At 52.4% G+C, this 19580-nt stretch carries 17 protein-coding genes and 1 other RNA gene; 4 read left to right on the forward strand and 14 right to left on the reverse strand.

Going from position 1 to position 19580, the window contains the following annotated elements; translation table 11 throughout:
- Positions 1 to 130: 130 nt before the first annotated feature.
- From ubiI to AB7038_RS10370, 4 genes are all read right to left on the reverse strand, one after another.
- Positions 131 to 1366, reverse strand: coding sequence for an FAD-dependent 2-octaprenylphenol hydroxylase (gene ubiI, locus AB7038_RS10355; protein ID WP_368889046.1), 1236 nt, complete (start codon positions 1364 to 1366; stop codon positions 131 to 133).
- Between the two features lie 3 nt (positions 1367 to 1369).
- Positions 1370 to 2572: a 2-octaprenyl-6-methoxyphenyl hydroxylase gene (gene ubiH / locus AB7038_RS10360; protein WP_369453272.1), complete on the reverse strand. Its 1203-nt coding sequence runs from the start codon at positions 2570 to 2572 to the stop codon at positions 1370 to 1372.
- Positions 2573 to 2575: 3 nt separating this feature from the next.
- On the reverse strand, positions 2576 to 3895 hold the full coding sequence (gene pepP / locus AB7038_RS10365; protein WP_369453273.1) for a Xaa-Pro aminopeptidase: 1320 nt from the start codon (positions 3893 to 3895) through the stop codon (positions 2576 to 2578).
- Positions 3896 to 3982: 87 nt separating this feature from the next.
- Complete coding sequence (locus AB7038_RS10370; protein ID WP_004238345.1) at positions 3983 to 4564, reverse strand: YecA/YgfB family protein; 582 nt, start codon at positions 4562 to 4564, stop codon at positions 3983 to 3985.
- A gap of 149 nt (positions 4565 to 4713) precedes the next feature.
- On the opposite strand from AB7038_RS10370, the gene zapA reads away from it, so the two are divergent.
- The 3 genes from zapA to AB7038_RS10385 all read left to right on the forward strand — a co-directional run bounded on the left by zapA (position 4714) and on the right by AB7038_RS10385 (position 5977).
- Positions 4714 to 5043: a cell division protein ZapA gene (gene zapA, locus AB7038_RS10375; protein WP_004238346.1), complete on the forward strand. Its 330-nt coding sequence runs from the start codon at positions 4714 to 4716 to the stop codon at positions 5041 to 5043.
- A gap of 108 nt (positions 5044 to 5151) precedes the next feature.
- Positions 5152 to 5334, forward strand: a non-coding RNA gene (gene ssrS / locus AB7038_RS10380) — 6S RNA.
- 37 nt (positions 5335 to 5371) lie between these two features.
- Positions 5372 to 5977 carry a 5-formyltetrahydrofolate cyclo-ligase gene (locus AB7038_RS10385; protein ID WP_368889049.1) on the forward strand — a complete coding sequence of 202 codons (606 nt, stop codon included), beginning with the start codon at positions 5372 to 5374 and terminating at the stop codon, positions 5975 to 5977.
- Positions 5978 to 6152: 175 nt separating this feature from the next.
- On the opposite strand, the gene serA is transcribed toward AB7038_RS10385, so the two are convergent.
- A complete protein-coding gene (gene serA / locus AB7038_RS10390; RefSeq protein ID WP_072870016.1) occupies positions 6153 to 7403 on the reverse strand; it encodes a phosphoglycerate dehydrogenase in 1251 nt (416 codons plus the stop codon).
- A gap of 286 nt (positions 7404 to 7689) precedes the next feature.
- A complete protein-coding gene (rpiA, locus tag AB7038_RS10395; protein WP_004238350.1) occupies positions 7690 to 8346 on the reverse strand; it encodes a ribose-5-phosphate isomerase RpiA in 657 nt (218 codons plus the stop codon).
- 128 nt (positions 8347 to 8474) lie between these two features.
- Between rpiA and AB7038_RS10400 the strand changes: the two genes are divergently transcribed.
- Positions 8475 to 9383, forward strand: a complete 909-nt coding sequence (locus AB7038_RS10400) for a LysR family transcriptional regulator ArgP (RefSeq protein ID WP_072870594.1) — start codon at positions 8475 to 8477, stop codon at positions 9381 to 9383.
- Here AB7038_RS10400 and AB7038_RS10405 read toward each other — a convergent pair.
- The 8 genes from AB7038_RS10405 to aceF all read right to left on the reverse strand — a co-directional run bounded on the left by AB7038_RS10405 (position 9380) and on the right by aceF (position 19569).
- On the reverse strand, positions 9380 to 10105 hold the full coding sequence (locus tag AB7038_RS10405) for an oxidative stress defense protein (protein ID WP_214179993.1): 726 nt from the start codon (positions 10103 to 10105) through the stop codon (positions 9380 to 9382). The genes AB7038_RS10400 and AB7038_RS10405 overlap by 4 nt on opposite strands.
- Before the next feature lie 91 nt (positions 10106 to 10196).
- Complete coding sequence (gene argO / locus AB7038_RS10410; RefSeq protein ID WP_369453274.1) at positions 10197 to 10820, reverse strand: arginine exporter ArgO; 624 nt, start codon at positions 10818 to 10820, stop codon at positions 10197 to 10199.
- Between the two features lie 126 nt (positions 10821 to 10946).
- Complete coding sequence (locus tag AB7038_RS10415; RefSeq protein ID WP_369453275.1) at positions 10947 to 11432, reverse strand: hypothetical protein; 486 nt, start codon at positions 11430 to 11432, stop codon at positions 10947 to 10949.
- A gap of 65 nt (positions 11433 to 11497) precedes the next feature.
- A complete protein-coding gene (mscS, locus tag AB7038_RS10420; protein ID WP_049241246.1) occupies positions 11498 to 12358 on the reverse strand; it encodes a small-conductance mechanosensitive channel MscS in 861 nt (286 codons plus the stop codon).
- Between the two features lie 130 nt (positions 12359 to 12488).
- Positions 12489 to 12860, reverse strand: a complete 372-nt coding sequence (locus tag AB7038_RS10425) for a YacL family protein (RefSeq protein ID WP_004238358.1) — start codon at positions 12858 to 12860, stop codon at positions 12489 to 12491.
- A gap of 189 nt (positions 12861 to 13049) precedes the next feature.
- The gene (gene acnB, locus AB7038_RS10430) at positions 13050 to 15647 is read right to left on the reverse strand and encodes a bifunctional aconitate hydratase 2/2-methylisocitrate dehydratase (protein WP_368889053.1); all 2598 of its coding nucleotides are present in this window, start codon (positions 15645 to 15647) and stop codon (positions 13050 to 13052) included.
- Between the two features lie 413 nt (positions 15648 to 16060).
- Positions 16061 to 17488, reverse strand: a complete 1428-nt coding sequence (gene lpdA, locus AB7038_RS10435) for a dihydrolipoyl dehydrogenase (protein WP_004238360.1) — start codon at positions 17486 to 17488, stop codon at positions 16061 to 16063.
- A 194-nt stretch (positions 17489 to 17682) separates the two neighbouring features.
- Complete coding sequence (aceF, locus tag AB7038_RS10440) at positions 17683 to 19569, reverse strand: pyruvate dehydrogenase complex dihydrolipoyllysine-residue acetyltransferase (protein WP_004238361.1); 1887 nt, start codon at positions 19567 to 19569, stop codon at positions 17683 to 17685.
- Positions 19570 to 19580 lie beyond the last annotated feature (11 nt).

The following is a 19580-nucleotide window of genomic DNA, read 5'->3' on the forward strand; positions in this document are numbered from 1 at the left end:
GAGGCGCAAAAAAGCATTAACAGGTGATAGTTTTGAATTAAGCGGCGGGAATGCACTAAAACACCGGCCGGATCGACCAATTAAATTTTAGTGCATTATGAATAAAACTAATGTGAAAAAAGGCCTTAAATTAGATTTTTTCAGCTGATGCCGGCTTCGGTTCACGCAGCCAGTCCGGCATATCACTCAGTCCGCGGGCATGGCGCAGCAGAGCCGGTTTTACGCCCGGTAGTGTGTCCGCCAGCACCAGACCGACATCACGGACCAGTTTTTTCACCGGATTGTTGCCGTCGAACAGTTCACGGAAGCCCTGCATCCCGGCCAGCATCATTGCGGCACTCTGCTTGCGGCGGCGCTCAAAACGGCGCAGCCAGAAATAGTTGCCGATATCTTTGCCTTCCGCGGTCAGACGGCGGATTTCGCCAATCAGTTCCGCCACATCCATAAAACCGAGGTTAACCCCCTGTCCGGCCAGCGGATGAATGGTATGAGCGGCATCGCCCAACAGCGCCAGACGCGGTGCCGCAAACTGACGGGCATAGCGCCCGGTCAGCGGGATCGCCCGCCGCTCACTGACCACTTCACACAGCCCGAGACGCAGATCAAACGCCGCTGCCAGTTTACGGTTAAACGCAGCCTCATCCAGATCCAGACAGTGTTGTGCTGTCAGTCCGGGCAGAGACCAGACAATTGAGCAGTGATGTGCATCCGGCAGCGGCAGAAATGCCAGAATGCCGTCGCCGTGGAAAACCTGACGCGCCACATTCTCATGCGGCAACTCTGTGCGGATGGTGGCGACCAGCGCGTGATGCTCATAATCCCAAAACGAAACCGGGATATCCGCATGCTGGCGCAGCCAGGAATTTGCCCCGTCTGCCCCCGCCACTAAGCGGGTCGTCAGCATGTCGTCATTTTCCAGGGTGATAAAGGCATCGTTTTCGCCCCACACCACCTGACGGATTTGCGTACCGGTGAGCAGCGTCACATCAGACAGTGTCTGTACCCGCTCCCAGAGCGCGTTGCGGATCACATCATTCTCAATGATATGGCCGAGGTGTTCACAATGGGCTTCCGCCGCGCTGAACGCGATACGGCCAAAGCTGTCGTTATCCCACACTTCCATGCCCTGATACGGTGCCGCGCGTTTTGCCAGAATATCCTGCCAGACACCCAACCGCCCCAGTAAGCGCTCACTGGCACTGTTGATGGCGGAGACCCGGACAGCAAACGGTGCCTGCGGATCAAAACGGGTATCCGGAGCCTGTTTTTCAATCACGGCAATGCGCAGCCCGCAGCCGTGCAGACCACAGGCCAGTGCCAGCCCGACCATGCCGCCACCGGCAATTACCACATCATATGACTGCATTGTTTATCCTCTTTCCGTGGCGGTATTAAGCGGCTGCGCGACCCAGCCGAGCGTCTGTTTTGCCAGCCGGTTGCGCAGAAACGGCAGCATTTCCATTGCCATCAGGCCGGCATTCCGTCCGGCGGCCAGCGGGAAACAACAGTTGGAGAAAAGGCGCACCAGGCTGTCGGTCAGAGTCATTGTCGCCTGCCGGTCAGCCTCACGGGCGGCCTGATACTGCATCAGCACACGGTACTGACCAATATCTTCCTGTGATAAAAACGCCTGACTGATAACCTCCGCCAGTGCCATCACATCACGCATTCCCAGGTTAAAACCCTGGCCGGCGATAGGATGGAGTGTCTGCGAAGCGTTACCCACCAGCGCCAGGCGGTGGGAAATCTGAGCGTGCGCGGCACTCAGGGTCAGCGGATAACAGTGACGGGCACCGGCAGTGACGATTTTACCCAGCTGCCAGCCAAAGGCTTTCTGCAATTCGCGGCAGAAGGTCTCATCATCCCATTCACGCACGGCTTCCGCATGCTCTGCACGGTGACACCAGACCAGCGAACTGCGCCCTTCTGTCATCGGCAGCATGGCCAGCGGCCCCTGCGGGGTGAAACGTTCAAACGCCCGCCCCTGCGGATCCAGTTCCGTCATCACATTGGCGATCACCGCCACCTGCTCATACGGAATGTCAGTCCACTGCATACCACATTGCTGTGCAACCGCAGAGTGACTGCCATCCGCCGCGATAAGAATCTGCCCGTTCAGTGTTTTGCCGCTGTCCAGCTGAACACTGACCGAGTCCATCGTGCGGGTAATGCTTTTCACGCTGTCAGGACAATACAATGTGACATTTTCTGCTTTTGCCAGTTCGGCAAACAAGGTTTGCCCGGCATCATACAGCTCAATCACCTGTCCGAGCGCATCAATATCATAATCACCGGCGGTAATATTCACACAGCCGGTATGCCCCTGATCTGACACATGCACCCGGGTAATCGGCGCCGCATGCGCTTTCAGTGCGGACCACAGCCCGATTTTCTCCAGCCGCTGACAGGTACCGTACGCCAGGGCAATCGCCCGCGCATCAAACCCCGGATGATGGTCATCCGGTAATCTGGCTTCCGCCAGTGCGACGGGCAGCCTGCCGTGACTGAGGCGGGAAAGCGCCAGCGCCAGTGTTGCGCCGGTCATTCCGCCCCCGGTGATTATCACACTCATTAATTATTCAGCCTGTTTTGCCTGCGCCATCAGCGCTTCAATATCATCTGCGGTTTTGACCACGGACGCGGTCAGGTTTTCGTTGCCGTCCGCCGTGATCACAATGTCGTCCTCAATACGGACACCAATGCCGCGATATGCCTCCGGCACATCCGCATCCGGCGCGATATACAGCCCCGGTTCGATGGTCAGCACCATGCCCGGCTCCAGGATGCGATCACGTTCTGTGCCGTAATGGCCGACATCATGCACATCCAGTCCTAACCAGTGGCTGAGACTATGCATGAAAAATGCACGGTATGCTTTGGTCTCGATCAAATGCGGTACATCCCCGGTCAGTAAGCCGAGTTTCACCAGCCCTTCGGTCATGATTTCCACCACGCGATCCGTCACTGCTGCAATAGAAGTACCGGGACGGTAAAGTTCCAGGGAGACATCCAGGGTTTCCAGCACCAGATCATAGATTTCACGCTGTTCTTTGCTGAATTTGCCGTTCACCGGGAAAGTGCGGGTAATATCCCCGGCATAGCCTTCAATTTCACATCCGGCATCGATCAGCACCAAATCGCCGTCTTTCATCCGGCATTCGTTTTCGGTGTAATGCAGAATACAGCCGTTCTCGCCACTGCCGACAATCGTGTTATAGGATGGAAAACGAGCACCGTTACTGACAAACTCGTGTTCAATTTCGCCCTGTAACTGATATTCGTACATGCCCGGACGGCATTTTTCCATCGCGCGGGTGTGTGCCAGTGCGCTGATTTTCCCTGCACGGCGCATGATGTCCAGCTCCGCCGGGGATTTAAACAGACGCATTTCGTGGACAACAGGCCGCCAGTCAATAATCATGCCCGGCGCGGAAAGATTGCGGCGGCTGCCGCGGCGCAGTGTGTCGAGTGCATTAAAGACAATGGTATCGGCATACGCCATTTCGCCCTGCGCGAAATAGAGGGTGTCGAGGCCGTTCAGCAGCTGGCAGAGCTGTTCGTTGATTTCATCAAACGGCAGTGCACGGTCAACACCCAGTTTTTCCGGCGCAGCATCCTGGCCGAGACGGCGGCCGAACCAGATTTCCGCCGTCAGATCACGTACCCGGTTAAACAGGACACTGTGGTTATGGGTTTCATCACTTTTAATCAGTACCAGTACGGCTTCCGGCTCACTGAAACCGGTCAGGTAGAGAAAATCACTGTGCTGGCGGTAGGGATAGTCGCTGTCCGCATTACGCTGCGCCGGAGGTGCCGCAAAGAAAACCGCCGCGCTGGCCGGTGCCATTTTTTCCAGCAATGCCTGACGGCGTGAGATAAATTCTTGTTTATTCATACCCTCTTTCCTTGTACTGTGTGATGATTCAGGAATCTGATGGTTCAGTGTGCCGCAGATTATCTGCTGCGGACAGATTCAGATATATCAGTGTAATGTCGGTTTCTGTTCCGGCGCATCAGCCTTTTGTGCGCTGCGCGGCTTCGCCAGCGAGATATAGCACAGCTGTACCGCAACGCGGACATACTCGATCACTTCTTCCAGCGCGTCATCCAGCTCTTCGGCATCTTCTGCCTCATCATAGCCCAGCATGCCGATTTCCCGCAGATCAGTCACAATTTCTTTGACTTCCTTGCGATCACTGAATTTCGGATCCGCCACACCCAGACCTAATAAGAAGTGATTGACCCAGCCGGCCAGCTCATCGGCCCGGGCAAACACACCCGCTTCATCATCCGGCAGCAGTAAATTAAACTGACATTCGGTATCATCAAGCAGTTCAAATGTGGTATTAAAGAGAGCACGCAGCGGCTGTGCCAGAACCTGTGAAAACGCCATGCCTTCGTTGGTCAGGTCGTGGATCAGTGCCAGCCAGCTGTCATCTGTGTTACCGCCGCAGAGCAGACCCGTGATCAGGCCGTGCATCTCTGACGCGGTCATGGCGACGGCCTGCTGACGCAAAAGTTCATCAAGTGTTTTAAAATCGGGCAGTGTTTTATCCGGGGTCATTATTTTGCTCACCAGTCGGGTTTCAGTTCATGATATGCTACCATCAAGAGGCGCCGCTGTACCAGATAAGGGCTGCGGCCTGCTGCTATAACGTACACAATTCACGTCACACAGGATAATATCCTGTTGCAGAACCAAAGGAAGATTTCATGTCTGCACAACCCGTTGATATCCAGATATTCGGGCGTTCCATGCGCGTTAATTGTCCACCGGAACAAAGAGAAGCTCTGCTCGCTTCTGCTGCGGAGCTTGAACAACGGTTACAGGACCTGAAAGAACGCAGCCGGGTGTCCAACACCGAACAGCTCGTTTTTATCGTCGCGTTAAACATCTGTCACGAACTGGCACAAGAAAAATTGAAAACGCGCGATTATGCCTATAACATGGAACAAAAGATAAAACTGTTACAGCAGACTATCGAGCAGGCGCTGCATGACCAAACCCGAATCACTGAGCGCCAGGTAACACCTATTGAATAAAATTGTTTAGAAATCAGTCACTAGACAAAAAAAATTTCGAAATTAGGTTGCAATATCTGCCCGATTTCATACAATGAGTTTAAGAACAACGTTACACGAAGTTCACAAAATTCTCTGAGATGTTTGTCTGCGGGTCAGTCCCCTGAGCCGATATTGATACAGACAGAATGTGGTGATTTGTCACCGGTGAGCATACCTGATTCGTTCAGGCAGCCTAATGGAAGCAACACCGCGTTCACCTTGAACCAAGGGTTCAAGGGTTACAGCCTGCGACGGCATCTTGGAGACCTCTCTCTTCTTTATCTCCTGATATTTCGCTGATTTCACTATGACTCATGACCCGTTGTTACAAGCGCGGCATCATCTGCGTCAGTTAATCCGCAACAAGCGCCGTGCGCTGACACCTCAGCAACAAAGCACTGCCGCGCAAAACCTTGTTCAGCAAATCATTCATCACCCCGATATACACCGCGCCAATAATATTGCCCTGTTTCTCTCTTTTGATGGTGAGATTGATACCCGTCCGCTGACAGAGTGGCTGTGGTCACAGGGAAAACAGGTATTTTTGCCTGTTCTTCACCCGTTCAGCCGCCATCATCTGTTATTCCTTGCTTATCGCCCTGATACCCCGCTGATTAAAAACAAGTTTTCAATTTCAGAACCGGCGTTGGATGTCACACAGGTATTGCCGCCGCAGGAACTGGATATGATGTTTATTCCGCTGGTTGCGTTTGATGAAAAAGGAGAGCGTCTCGGGATGGGCGGCGGTTTTTATGACCGCACACTGGCGGGCTGGCAGAAGAAAGGATTTTACCCGGTGGGGCTGGCACATGATTGTCAGCTGGTTGATGAACTTCCCGCCGCACAGTGGGATGTCCCGCTGCCGGAAGTGATCACACCGTCACGCCGCTGGCTGTGGCCGGAACATAAATAAATCAGTATAAACAATCAGATAAAATCAATAATTCATCTGCTGCTGACAGCGATAGCGGTTAACGGGCAAATGAAACGAAAAGCATGCGCGTCATGGATGACGCGCCTGAGCGCACACGGATGTGTTTACCGCGACTTTTCGTTTTTGCCCGTTATCCGCAGAGCAATCACTGTTCTCAGAACAACAGACGCGCTCTGACAGTTCCCGGCAGCGCTTTCAGCTGCAGCAGAACGTCGTCAGCTTCATCTTTGTTATTCGCCACAATATCGATAACCACATAACCCAGATCACCCGCCGTCCGCAGATACTGCGCCGCGATATTAATACCGCGATCAGTAAAGACCTGGTTGATGCTGGTCAGCAGTCCCGGGCGGTTTTCGTGGATATGCAGCAGACGGTTGGCATTCTGGCCGTGCACCGGCAGAGATACTTCCGGGAAGTTGACCGCAGAAAGCGTCGAACCGTTATCAGAATATTTCGCCAGCTTACCGCCGACCTCAAAACCGATATTTTCCTGTGCTTCCTGAGTGGAACCACCGATATGCGGGGTAAGAATGACATTATCAAACCCAATCAGCTCAGAAATAAACGGATCCGCCGGGTCATTGTTGGCCGCCGGTTCAGACGGGAACACATCCACTGCCGCGCCGGACAGGTGTTTTGATGCCAGCGCCTGACTCAGTGCCGGGATATCCACTACTGTGCCGCGTGAGGCGTTAATAAAAATTGCCCCCGGTTTCATCAGCTCAAACTCATGTTTACCAATCATATTTTTGGTGGATTCCGTTTCCGGCACATGCAGGCTGACCACATCACTCATATTCAGCAGCTCAGACAGATGGCGCACCTGAGTGGCATTGCCGAGCGGCAGTTTGTTTTCGATATCGTAAAAATAGACATCCATCCCGATGGATTCCGCCAGGATCCCCAGCTGTGTCCCGATATGGCCGTAACCGATAATCCCCAGTTTTTTACCACGCGCCTCATAGCAGCCTTTTGCCTGTTTATCCCAGATACCGCGATGGGCTTTGGCATTGGCTTCAGGAATACGGCGCAGCAGCAGTAATAACTGACCCAGCACCATCTCAGCCACGGAACGGGTGTTTGAGAATGGCGCGTTAAAGACCGGAATACCGCGTTTTGCCGCGGCATCGAGATCAACCTGGTTAGTCCCGATACAGAAACAACCAACGGCGACCAGTTTTTCCGCACAGGCAAAAATCTCTTCCGTCAGTTGGGTACGGGATCGGATACCGATAAAACGTGCATCACGGATCGCTTCTTTTAATTCTTCCGTGGATAATGCGCCTTTATGATATTCAATATTTGAATAACCCGCTGCTTTCAGACTGTCTACCGCACTCTGGTGTACGCCTTCCAATAGCAGAAATTTAATTTTCTCTTTTTCCAGTGATACTTTTACCATGACCCTGCCTTTTGTTAAGTTCCCGAAATGTCCTGTCCTCACATCAAAATAACAAAAAATAACGTCTCCGCAATACACGCTCCTGTACAAGTCACAGAACAAGTCACAGGGAAAAGGCCGGTTTACAGGAGAAAATGAAAAAATGCCGCTGAGCGCTGATATTTTGGCCATATCAAAGACAAAATTGTGATATATATCACCGAAATTTATGATTTTAAAAAAATAAAAAAAGGAACCGTTTCCGGTTCCTTATTCAGCATCTGAATATGACAGATATAGTACTGATTTATTTAATGGTTTTTACGCCATCCTGAGTACCCATCAGCACCACGTCGGCACCACGGTTGGCAAATAAACCAACAGTCACCACACCGGCAATACCGTTAATTTTATTTTCCAGCTCAACCGGATTCAGGATTTCCAGATTGTAGACATCCAGAATCACGTTACCGTTATCCGTTACCACATTCTGACGGTATTCCGGCTGACCGCCGAGTTTGACCAGTTCACGCGCCACATAAGAACGCGCCATCGGGATCACTTCCACCGGCAGCGGGAATTTACCCAGAATATCAACACGCTTACTTTCATCCACGATACAAATGAATTTCTTCGCGATAGCCGCCACGATTTTCTCGCGGGTCAGTGCCGCGCCACCACCTTTGATCATATTCATGTGGTGGTCAATTTCATCCGCACCGTCGACATACACGTCCAGGCTGTCCACATCATTGCAGTCCAGCACCGGAATGCCGTAGCTTTTCAGTTTTTCGGTTGAGACCACAGAGCTGGATACCGCGCCGTCAATCTGGCCTTTCATGGTTGCCAGTGCATCAATAAAGTGAGATGCGGTGGACCCGGTGCCCACACCAACAATGGTGCCCGGCTTCACGAATTCTAATGCCGCCCAGCCAACCGCTTTTTTTAATTCATCCTGAGTCATGTTATTGCCTTTTCGTCGTCATCCTATGCCACCGGCATAGCCCGCGATAATTATAGCAATTATTTCTCCCCCGGAATGCGAATTGTGGCATATTGTGAATGACTTATAAAAAAGAGGAGAAAACCGCCATGAGACGACCGGATTATCGTGCCCTGCAGGCGCTGGACGCTGTTATCCGTGAACGTGGTTTTGAGCGGGCTGCACAGAAACTCTGTATTACCCAGTCTGCCGTTTCGCAGCGCATCAAACAGCTGGAAAATCTGTTCGGACAGCCGCTGCTGGTGCGTACCGTACCGCCGCGTCCGACAGAAGAAGGCCAGAAGCTGCTCGGTCTGCTGCATCAGGTGGAATTACTGGAAGCGGAATGGCTGGGGGATGATGCAGGGAATATTGAGCCGCCGCTGATCTCTCTGGCGGTCAACGCCGACAGCCTCGCGACCTGGCTGCTCCCGGCACTGCGCCATGTTCTGGCAGATCTGTCTATCCGGCTGAATATTCAGGTAGAAGATGAATCACGGACACATGAACGCCTGCGGCGCGGGGAAGTGGTCGGTGCGGTCAGTATTCAGCCGCGTCCGCTGCCCGGCTGTCTGGCGGATCAGCTTGGTGCGCTGGATTACCTCTTTGTCGCCTCACCGGAATTTGCCGCCCGTTATTTTCCTGACGGTGTCAGCCGCAGTGCCCTGCTGAAAGCACCGGCTGTGGCGTTTGATTATCTCGATGATATGCATATGGCCTTTTTGCAGACCAATTTTGACCTTGCCCCCGGCAGTGTACCGAGCCACGTGCTCAATTCTTCGGAAGCGTTTGTGCAGCTGGCAAAACAGAGTTCAGCCTGTTGTATGATCCCGCATTTGCAGATTGCGGATGAGCTGGAACGGGGAGAGTTGCTGGATCTGACACCGGGGCTGTTTCAGCGCCGGATGCTGTACTGGCACCGGTTTGCACCGGAAAGTGCCACCATGCGCCGGGTGACTGACGCCCTGCTGAAACACGGGCGTCAGACCTTACGGCAGGAACCGCCTGAAACGGATTAACGTTTCAGTTCAAACACGACATCCACCTGATCGCGGAAATCAATAGTCTGCTGTTCATAGGTTTCATCCGCAGATACCGCTGCCGGTGCATTGGCAGCCAGCATCATTTTACCGCGCGCCATCACCGGAACCGGCTGTGGTGCGTTATACCCGATGCTGTAAACGGCACCCAGCTCAGTACCAAAGCCTTTTGCCACGGCTTTCGCCTGTGAAACAGCGTCATCAATGGCTTTCTGACGCACTTCGGCACGGAATTTCTCCGGATTATTCACCCCGAACTCCACTGCACTGATATCATTCAGGCCGCTTTTCAGCGCACCGTCGAGCAGCGTGTTCAGTTTGTTCAGATCATGCACTTTCACTGTCACGGAGCGTGAGGCGTTATAACCACGGATAACGGACTCTTCTTTCTCTTTGTCATAGACATAGTCCGGACTGGTGCTGATATTGGCCGCATTAATGTCTTTCTTTTCAATTCCCTGTGCTTTCAGAAAATCAAAATACTGCGCCACACGTTTATCTGCCTGTGCTTTGGCAGCTGACGCATCTTTTTCCTTTACTGTCACATTGATGGACAGTGTCGCCATATCAGGCTCAGCCTGGATCACAGCGCTGCCGGAGGTTGAAATATGCGGGCCTGCCGGGGTTTCTGCTGCCTGAGCAGCCGCCGCGTAACCACCGAGGGCAACCATAGCGGCAAGAGCAAGAGATTTCAGTTTCACATATCCTCCTTCTGTTTTAAACCGGTCACATAACAGGATGTTATGCCGGAATTCATAACACTACCACACTCTGACGAAACAATATTTCGGATTAATAAGAAATATTCAATCCTTTTAAGGCTAATTGTATCGCGATATACCACATCACCGAACCGACAAACAGATTGATAATCCGCTGTGATACCGGTTTTTGCAGCACCGGAGAGAACCATGCCGCCAGCAGTGCCAGGCCGAAGAACCACAATATTGATGCACAGACTGCCCCGGCCGTAAACCAGATCCGCATATCGGAACCGAGTTGCCCGCCGATGCTGCCCAGCACCACAAAGGTGTCCAGATAAACATGCGGATTCAGCCAGGTAACAGCCACCAGCGTCATAATCACCCGCCAGCGGCTGCGGACCACCTGCTCCTGCATGGTCAGCGCAGCATCAGCGGTAAAGACTGCCCGCAGCGCCCCCCAGCCGTACCACAGCAAAAATGCCACTCCACCCCAGGTGACCAGCGCCATCAGCCACACTGACTGGCTCAGCAGCGCACTGCCGCCGAAGACCCCGGCCGTGATCAGTAAAATATCACTCAGTGTGCATAAAAATGCACTCATCAGATGATACTGTTTACGGCTCCCCTGCTGTAATACAAATACGTTTTGCGGCCCGAGCGGCAGTATCATTGCCGCGCCGAGTAATAACCCCTGAAAATAAGTCGATAACATGCAAAAAATCCCGATAATTATTCAATCCACGCCGGATGGAATGAATATTACCGGGATTTCAGTATTAGTGAAATTAATAGCTTTAATGGGCCATTACTGCGGCTAATAACACGCGGGAAAATGCGGTCAGATCCACTCCCAGACCAGACGTACCGGTGTACCGAGACATTCACTCACACGGCGGATAATTTCATCACGCGCGTTATCCATGCAGACAATAAAGCTGTTGTTATAACGGACTGTCAGCCCGTAACACGCAAGACCACCGGTTTCATCATAATCCATATCCGGAATAACAACCGGCGCCCCGCAGCAGGGGGGATTGCGTGGTGTCAGCGCCGCAGAAATTCGCGCCTGTCCGGTGACCGCAAAAATCGCATTCATCTGTGCGCCCCACCAGACGCCGGAAACCGGCTTACGGCAGACAGGACACAGCGGATAACGGAAATTTTCACTGCCGGACCAGAATATAACGTCCGGATCCGCCTGATGCATAATATCGTCAGCCGCCATCCACTCACTCAGATACTGCTCCGCAGCCTGTTGCTGTTCAGCATCCGGGATATAACTCAGTGTCTCAGGAATAAAATGAAGTAAATGCTCGCTCATCATAGTCTCTCACAGTACGGCAAAAAAAAGCGGCACCCGAAAGAGGTACCGCTGATAATATACACCTGTTACGCCTGTGTTTGCTGACTATTCTGATGCATATGCACATCAAGCTGCGGGAACGGAATGCCGATATTATGTTTATCGAGCGCGCGCTTGAAGTTTTCCAGCAGATCCCAGTGTACATCCAGGAAATCGCCGTTTTTTGTCCAGTAACGGACAACAAAATTCAGGGAGGATGGTGCCATTTCGTTGAGGCGAACCACGATACCTTTCTCTTTCTGTACGCGCGGATCAGCGGCAACAATCTCAGTCAGAATTTCTTTAACCTGATCAATATCGGCGTTGTAAGCCACACCGACAATAATGTCACGGCGGCGATCCGGTTCACGGGTCACGTTAATAATATCGCCTGCAATTACTTTGCCGTTCGGGATCACAATGATTTTGTCATCGGCGCTGCGCAGTGTGGTGGAAAAAATCTGCACATTCTGAACTGTCCCTTCTGACGCGCCGATAACCACATATTCTCCGGCACGGATAGGACGGAAAATCACCAGTAATACACCAGCCGCGAGGTTAGAGAGTGAGCCCTGCAATGCCAGACCAACGGCCAGACCTGCCGCACCGAGCACCGCGATCACAGATGCGGTTTGTACGCCGAGACGTCCCAGCACCGCAATCAGTGTGAAGGCAATAACCGCATAGCGAACCATCGCGGACAGAAAATCAGAGACGGTGACATCCACACCGCGCATCGACAGCAGGCGGGAAACCGCTTTAGCAGCCATTTTTGCCACAAACAGACCGATAATCAGGGTCAGTACGGCAGCCACAATATTCACCGCATAATCCAGCAGTAATGCCTGATTATTTGCCAGCCAGCCGGTTGCCTGATTCAGGCTGTCCGTCAGGATTTGTTCATTCATTCATCCACCTCATAAGTTACCGGAAATAAAGAAAAACAACATTGTTGCAATAACCGACCGATTATCGCCTCAGGTAAAGAACCACTGGTTTATATTACCGTAACAAATGAAAATTTCAGAATAAAAATTCTCAGCCCTGCCCGCCGGTCACAATAAATTTACGATAATTTTCCAGTAAAATCATAAAGTCAGCTGTTCCGCAGAACGCAATACTTTCATTATCGTAATAACTCATGCCTTCGTCCGGCTCATCAGTTTCAAAGGTAATCTGATTCGCATTAATCATGATTTCCTCATCATCCATCAGTAGTGTGTATTCATGCCCCACACGCTGCCACTGCTGTTCCCGCCCTTTAATACTGTCAAATGCCACGGTTATCTCATCAATCACCGAGAGATCCCCTTTCACTTCTTCATTCAGCCAGTGACCGATCGCTTCGTGATCCATTGACAGCTTAACTATCACGTTCCCGTCGATCCCGAGGGAAAATTCATAATCCATCGCTGTATACCTCTTGTTAATGCTTTGCCGCTGTCACGTATGCAACACCTGCTCTTATTTTAGCGGGTTATCCCGTTTCCAGGTACATTGATACCGTAATTAACCGGATAACAGGTATAAAAAAACGGGAGACAGTGGTTGCTGTCTCCCGCCGGTGATAAAACTGCGGACTGATTCAGTTGCTGACTATCACACCTGAGTCTGGAAAATCACGCCATCCGCAACTTTGGTATACTCGTTCAACTGGTCAAAGTTGAGGTAACGGTAGGTATCTTCTGCCGTCTCATCCACTTTATCCATAAAGGTCTGATACTCCGCCGGTGTCGGTAAACGCCCCAGCAGGGAAGCCACCGCCGCCAGTTCCGCGGAGGCCAGATACACATCGGCACCGGTACCCAGACGGTTCGGGAAGTTACGGGTGGAGGTGGAAACGACCGTTGAGTTGTCCGCCACACGCGCCTGGTTACCCATGCACAGTGAACAGCCAGGGATCTCAACACGGGCACCGCTCTTACCGAAGATGCTGTAATAGCCCTCTTCTGTCAGCTGAGCAGCATCCATCTTGGTCGGCGGAGCCACCCACAGACGGGTCGGCAGCTGGCCTTTATGACTGTCGAGCAGTTTACCCGCCGCGCGGAAGTGCCCGATGTTGGTCATGCAGGAGCCGATAAAGACTTCATCAATTTTACTGCCTGCCACGTCAGACAGCAGGCGTGCATCATCCGGGTCATTCGGCGCACAAAGAATCGGCTCTTTGATATCATTGAGGTCGATTTCGATCACTGCTGCATAATCCGCATCCGCATCACCTTCCAGCAACTGCGGATCCGCCAGCCATTTTTCCATGCTCTGAATACGGCGCTCAATGGTACGGCGATCACCGTAACCTTCCGCAATCATCCACTTCAGCAGGACAATGTTGGAATTGAGGTATTCGGTGATCGGCTCTTTATCCAGTTTGATGGTACAACCCGCCGCAGAACGCTCAGCTGAAGCATCCGCCAGCTCAAACGCCTGTTCCACTTTCAGTGTCGGCAGACCTTCAATTTCCAGGATACGGCCGGAGAAAATGTTTTTCTTCCCTTTTTTCTCAACTGTCAGCAGGCCCTGCTGAATAGCGTAATACGGGATGGCATGCACCAGGTCACGCAGCGTGATCCCCGGCTGCATTTTCCCTTTAAAACGCACCAGTACCGATTCCGGCATATCCAGCGGCATCACGCCGGTCGCCGCTGCGAAGGCAACCAGACCGGAACCGGCCGGGAAGGAAATCCCGATAGGGAAACGGGTATGAGAATCACCACCGGTACCCACAGTATCCGGCAGCAGCATGCGGTTCAGCCAGGAGTGGATGATACCGTCCCCCGGACGCAGTGACACACCGCCACGGTTCATAATAAAGTCAGGCAGCGTGTGGTGAGTATTCACATCCACCGGCTTCGGATAAGCGGCTGTGTGGCAGAAAGACTGCATCACCAGATCCGCTGAGAAACCAAGACAGGCCAGGTCTTTCAGTTCATCACGGGTCATCGGCCCGGTGGTGTCCTGAGAGCCGACAGAGGTCATCTTAGGCTCGCAGTACTCGCCAGGACGAACACCCGCCACCCCGCAGGCACGGCCGACCATCTTCTGAGCCAGCGAGAAACCACGGGTGCTTTTCTCAACCGGTTTCGCCTGGCGGAAAATATCCGTATGCGGCAGGCCGAGAGACTCGCGTGCTTTTGCGGTCAGGCCGCGACCGATAATCAGCGGGATACGGCCACCGGCGCGGACTTCATCCAGCAGCACATCGGTTTTCAGTTCAAATGTCGCCAGCAGTTCATTGGTATCATGATTGCGGATCTCGCCCTTATACGGGTAAACGTCAATCACATCCCCCATATTCAGATTACTGACATCCACTTCCACCGGCAGAGCACCCGCGTCTTCCATTGTGTTGAAGAAAATCGGGGCAATTTTGCCGCCCAGCACGATACCGCCACCGCGTTTGTTCGGCACATACGGGATATCATCTCCCATAAACCACAGCACGGAGTTGGTCGCGGATTTACGGGAGGAACCGGTACCGACCACATCACCGACATAGGCCAGCGGGAAGCCTTTTTTGCTGAGCAGATCGATCTGATTAACCGGACCGATATTGCCCGGCTCATCCGGATCAATACCGTCACGCGGGTTTTTCAGCATCGCGAGAGCATGCAGCGGGATGTCCGGACGCGACCAGGCATCCGGTGCCGGTGACAGATCATCGGTATTAGTTTCACCGGAGACTTTAAAGACGGTGACGGTCAGTTTTTCTGCCAGTTGCGGACGTTCCAGGAACCAGTCTGCATCAGCCCATGACTGAATAATTTTCTGTGCATAGGAATTACCGGCTTTCGCCTTTTCTTCCACATCATAGAAATTATCAAACATCAGTAAGGTATGAGAGAGGGCTTTGGCGGCGACCGGAGCCAGTTTTTCGTTATCGAGGGATTCAATCAGGGCATGAATATTATAACCACCCTGCATGGTTCCGAGTAATTCAACGGCTTTTTCAGCGGAGATCAGCGGTGAATGCGCTTCACCTTTTGCCAGAGCGGCCAGAAAACCGGCTTTCACATACGCGGCTTCATCAACACCCGGCGGTACACGGTTGGTAATCAGATCAACAAGAAACGCTTCTTCGCCTGCCGGCGGAGATTTCAGTAATTCGACTAACTCAGCAACCTGAGCGGCTTCCAATGGCTTAGGGGCGATCCCTTGTGCTGCACGTTCGGCAACGTGCTTGCGGTAATTTTCCAGCACGACGTACTCCTTGCTTTGTGTTTTTTATGAGTGCCCGGCAACGGGGTTTCAGCATATCAAAATTTAAACACATTGTTAATTCATTCACATTAAAGCAACATAAACAATTTGTGAGCTGAATAACATTAGTGAATTAAACTTGCTGCTTACCCGTTTCACCAGTGTTATGCCGTTTTAAACAGGAATCTGCACGATTATTGATTACGCCGGAAATGCAAAAAACGGTCGTTTGCGTAGTTCTGCTGCACCGGGAACGGCGGTCAGCACGCTGAAATTATTAATATCTGAATAATACCGGTTTGTCTATGAATACACAGACGGGTACTGATGGCAGGGAATAAAAAAATCCGGCGCCAGAGGCAGCCGGATTTTTATTTTCAGCCGGGTAACAGCGCGGTTACCGGGTCAGCTGATTACTTTTTCTTTTTCGCTTTCGGATTCGGAAGGTCAGTGATGCTGCCTTCGTAAATCTCAGCCGCCATACCGATTGATTCGTACAGCGTCGGGTGAGCGTGAATGGTCAGTGCCAGATCTTCCGCATCACAACCCATTTCGATAGCCAGACCGATCTCACCTAACAGCTCGCCGCCGTTAGTACCGACAATCGCACCACCGATAACACGGTGAGATTCTTTGTCGAAAATCAGTTTGGTCATACCTTCAGCGCAGTCAGACGCGATTGCACGACCGGAAGCCGCCCACGGGAAGGTAGCTGTTTCGTAGCTGATACCCTTCTCTTTCGCTTCTTTCTCGGTCAGACCAACCCATGCCACTTCCGGTTCGGTGTAGGCAATAGATGGGATCACTTTCGGATCGAAGTAGTGTTTCAGACCGGAGATAACTTCGGCTGCCACATGACCTTCGTGAACACCTTTGTGCGCCAGCATCGGCTGACCGACGATATCGCCGATAGCAAAGATGTGGGGCACGTTGGTGCGCATTTGTTTGTCAACGTGGATGAAACCGCGATCGTCAACTTCAACACCGGCTTTATCAGCCGCCAGCAGTTTACCGTTAGGGGTACGGCCGATAGCCACCAGAACCGCGTCGTAACGCTGTGGTTCTGCAGGGCCTTTCTTGCCTTCCATCGTGACATAGATACCGTCTTCTTTGGCTTCAACGGCGGTCACTTTGGTTTCCAGCATCAGGTTAAACTTAGAACTGATACGTTTGGTGAACAGTTTAACGATGTCTTTGTCTGCCGCAGGAATGACCTGGTCAAACATTTCAACAACATCAATCTGTGAACCCAGCGCGTGGTATACGGTACCCATTTCCAGACCGATAATACCACCACCCATGACCAGCAGACGGCCCGGGACAGTTTTCAGCTGCAGTGCATCAGTGGAATCCCATACACGCGGATCTTCGTGCGGGATAAACGGCAGCTGGATCGGGCGTGAGCCCGCAGCAATAATTGCGTTGTCAAACGTGATAGTGGTTTTACCCTTCTCACCGTTGACTTCGATAGTATTTGCGCCGGTGAACTGGCCGAGACCATTCACAACAGTCACTTTACGGCCTTTCGCCATACCGGCCAGACCGCCGGTTAACTGAGAAATCACTTTCTCTTTCCACAGACGGACTTTATCGATATCAGTCTGCGGTTCGCCGAACACGATGCCGTGAGAAGCCAGCGCTTTCGCTTCTTCGATCACTTTAGCAACATGCAGTAATGCTTTTGACGGGATACAACCTACGTTCAGGCAGACACCGCCTAAGGTTGAATAGCGTTCAATCAGGACAGTTTCCAGACCTAAGTCAGCACAGCGGAAAGCCGCTGAATACCCTGCCGGGCCCGCACCAAGTACAACGACCTGGGCTTTAATTTCAGTACTCATCGTGACCTCTTAATTGTTTGTCCGGCGGGTCAGACGACATATATTCCACCGGGACGTACACACTGAGAGCAGTTTACAAAATTGTTAACAACCTGGAAAGGCGCAGTTCTGTGACCTGACTCCCGTTATCCGGGATGAGCACGTTTCAGCCTGCGCCACTGAGACCGGCTCTGCACCGGTCTCAGTGTAATTGCTTACATCGCCAGGCGGCGTAAATCGCTCATGTACTGATTAATCAGCGTGATGAAGCGGGCGCCGTCAGCACCATCGATCACACGGTGGTCGAAGGAGAGTGACATTGGCAGAATGAGACGCGGAACAAACTGTTTGCCGTCCCATACCGGTTTCATGGATGAACGTGACAGACCCATGATAGCCACTTCCGGTGCGTTAACAATCGGTGCGAAACCGGTTGTCCCGATACCGCCCAGGCTGGAGATGGTGAAGCATCCGCCCTGCATATCAGAAGAAGTCAGCTTACCGTTACGGGCTTTCTTGGAGATTTCAGCCAGTTCGTAAGACAGTTCCAGAATACCTTTTTTGTTCACGTCTTTAATGACAGGAACAACCAGGCCGTTCGGGGTATCTACCGCGATACCGATATTGACATATTTTTTCAGAATCAGACGCTGTGCATCTTCGGTGATAGAGCTGTTGAAACGCGGCATTTCGACCAGCGCTTTGGCAGCAGCTTTCATCACGAAGACCAGCGGAGTGATTTTCACGCCCAGCTGTTTCTTCTCAGCTTCTTTGTTCTGCTGTTTGCGGAATTCTTCAACATCAGTGATGTCCGCTTCGTCCATCAGCGTAACGTGCGGGATCATCACCCAGTTACGGCTCAGGTTAGCGCCGGACAGTTTCTGAATACGGCTCAGTTCAACTTCTTCCACTTCACCGAACTTGCTGAAGTCCACTTTCGGCCATGGCAGCATGCCAGGTAAACCGCCGCCTGCTGCAGCCGGAGCCGCTTCAGCGCGTTTCACCGCATCTTTCACATAAGCCTGAACGTCTTCGCGCAGGATACGGCCTTTACGGCCTGTGCCTTTGACTTTCGCCAGATTCACACCGAATTCACGGGCCAGACGGCGGATAACCGGACTTGCGTGAACGTAAGCGTCGTTCTCAACGAAATCATTACCCGCAGCCGGTGCTGCTGCCGGAGCGGCTTTCGCTGCCGGTGCAGACGCAGGTGCTGCTGCCGCAGGTGCGGCGGCGGCTGGCTGTGCTGCCGGAGCAGGTGCTGCACCCGCCACTTCGAATACCATGATCAGAGAGCCGGTTTTGACTTTATCGCCAACGGCTACTTTGATTTCCTTAACTTTACCGGCCATCGGAGACGGTACTTCCATTGAGGCTTTGTCGCCTTCAACGGTGATCAGAGACTGTTCTTCAGTCACGGTATCGCCGACGCTGACCATAATTTCAGTCACGTCAACTTCATCACCGCCGATATCCGGTACATGGATTTCTTTGTCTGCTGCCACGGCAGGTGCCGCTGCTGCAGGAGCCGGAGCGGCTGCGGCAGGCTGTGCCGCCGGTGCTGCGCCCGCAACTTCAAAGACCATGATCAGGGAACCGGTGCTGACTTTATCGCCGACAGCAACTTTGATCTCTTTAACCACGCCCGCCATCGGAGACGGAACTTCCATTGACGCTTTGTCGCCTTCAACGGTGATCAGAGACTGTTCTTCAGTCACGGTATCGCCGACGCTGACCATGATTTCAGTCACATCAACTTCGTCACCACCGATATCCGGTACGTGAACTTCTTTCAGGGCAGATGCTGCAGCCGCCGCCGGAGCAGCCGGTGCGGCAGCCTGAGCTGCCGGAGCAGGAGCCGCTGCTGCGGCCTCTGCTTCAAATACCATGATGAAAGAACCGGTGCTGACTTTATCGCCCACGGCAACTTTAATCTCTTTAACAACCCCTGCCTGCGGAGACGGAACTTCCATCGACGCCTTGTCACCTTCAACGGTGATGAGTGATTGTTCTGCTTCTACTTTATCGCCGACACTGACCAGAATTTCTGTTACATCAACTTCATCTGAACCGATATCGGGCACATGGATTTCAATAGACATTAATTTTTACC

The sequence above is a fragment of the Morganella morganii genome (assembly GCF_041099235.1).
GTDB classification, from domain to species: Bacteria; Pseudomonadota; Gammaproteobacteria; order Enterobacterales; family Enterobacteriaceae; genus Morganella; species Morganella morganii_E.